2 protein-coding genes are annotated in these 1642 nt (G+C 59.5%); both read right to left on the minus strand.

Annotated elements, in window-relative coordinates; genetic code table 11:
- The coding region (locus tag ACOVRA_RS04860; RefSeq protein ID WP_421719318.1) for an RNA polymerase sigma factor at window positions 1-1230 on the minus strand (1230 nt) is incomplete at its 3' end.
- Between the two features lie 2 nt (window positions 1231-1232).
- Window positions 1233-1595: a YciI family protein gene (locus tag ACOVRA_RS04865; protein WP_421719319.1), complete on the minus strand. Its 363-nt coding sequence runs from the start codon at window positions 1593-1595 to the stop codon at window positions 1233-1235.
- Window positions 1596-1642 lie beyond the last annotated feature (47 nt).

Genomic DNA, 1642 nt, shown 5'->3' on the forward strand with positions numbered 1-1642 from the left:
AAACGCGCGCACCTTTGGATTTTCCGTCAGACCGATCGCGCGCTCCATCGCTGCCGCTGCGGCGTCGCCTTCCTCGCAGGCGCGATGGGCGGCGGCTAAGGTCACCCAATAGGGTTGATAGGTGCTGACATCGCCTGCATCGAGGCTGAACAGAACGTCGAGTGCCGAACGCCCTTGCCCCATGGCTTGCAGGACGGCGGCATAGCTAACGAAGGCGCCAATGCTGGGCCGATGGGTGAGCAAGAGCTCATGGAAAGAGCGCAGCGCCGCCCAATTGGTCGTGCCTGTGATCGGGGCTTGGATATGGATGGATTGGATGGCCGCTTCGATCTGAAACCGACCGAGCCGGTTCAGCTTGGAGGCGCGGACGAGAAGGTCTTCAGCTTCGATGATCTTGGCGCGTTCCCACAAGGTCGCATCTTGATCCTTGAGGGGCACAAAATCGCCATCCGGCCCCCAGCGCGCCGCCTTGCGCGCATCGACATAGAGCATCAAAGCCAACAGGCCCAAGGCCTCCGGCTCTTGCGGCATGAGAGACACCAGCAGGCGGGCGAGAAAGATGGCTTCTTCGGCCAGTGAGATATTGCGGTCATCCGAGCCTGCCACCGCGTCAAACGACGTGCCGAACGCGGCATAGATCGCCGACAGCACATCTTCCAAACGGGCTGGCAACGCGTCGAGATCGGGGATTTTAAAGCCGATGCCGGCAGCCTTAATCTTGGCTTTGGCGCGCACCAAACGCTGGCCCATCGTCGTGGGAGAGACCAAGAAGGCAGAGGCAATCTGGGCGGCATCAAGGCCTAGGATCGTTTGGAGCATCAAAGGCGTTCGAACATCTTCTTGAATGGCGGGGTGGGCGCAGACAAACATGAGGGCCAAGCGTTGATCTGGAATAGGCTCTTGCGCCGCAGAGGGGGCTTCCATCCTTCGCAAAATCTCGTCCATACCGCGAAGCTTTACAGCTTCATGCCGATGGGCATTGATCAAGCGATTGCGCGCGGTGGTTAAAAGCCAAGCGTCAGGATTGGTGGGGATGCCGCGCTTGGGCCACGTCTCTAAGGCTGCTGCAAAGGCCTCTGACAAGGCATCTTCACTGCCAGCCAAATCCCCATCGCGGGCGGCCAAGAGCGCCACAAGGCGACCATAGGAGGCGCGCGCCGCGGCCACCACCGTCTCGACAATTTTGTCCTTGCCGGGAGGCGTGGCCGAAGAGACGCGCGCATCGGCCATGGTTAGCCTTTGGGTGGAGGTGGCATCACGGGGCGGATTTCAATTGACCCTGCGCTTGCCGCTGGGGATTTTGCGGCCCAGTCGAGCGCGGCATCCAGATCAGCTACCTCAATGATGAAATAGCCGCCTAATTGCTCTTTCGTATCGGCAAATGGACCATCTTGAACCACGCGCTTGCCGTCGCGGATTCTCAGCGTCGTTGCCGTGTGAGGCGGTTGCAACCCATCGCCATTAATGACGATGCCAGATTGATGCATGGCGCCGATAAAGGCAGACCAGCCACCCCAATAGGCACCAGCTGTCGCTGGGTCGTCGCGCTTGGACCGTTCGGCTTCGGTTTCGTTCATAATCAACATGAATTGCATGGTAAGTCTCCATTGGTTTTATGACTCAGACGCTCGGTCTGGTCGAG

The sequence above is a fragment of the Aquidulcibacter sp. genome (genome assembly GCF_049239865.1).
GTDB lineage: Bacteria > Pseudomonadota > Alphaproteobacteria > Caulobacterales > Aquidulcibacteraceae > Aquidulcibacter.

Bases quoted from the DNA above. Each gene is read 5' to 3' on its own strand.
- ACOVRA_RS04865 (WP_421719319.1), bottom strand. From the start codon at position 1,595: ATGCAATTCATGTTGATTATGAACGAAACCGAAGCCGAACGGTCCAAG.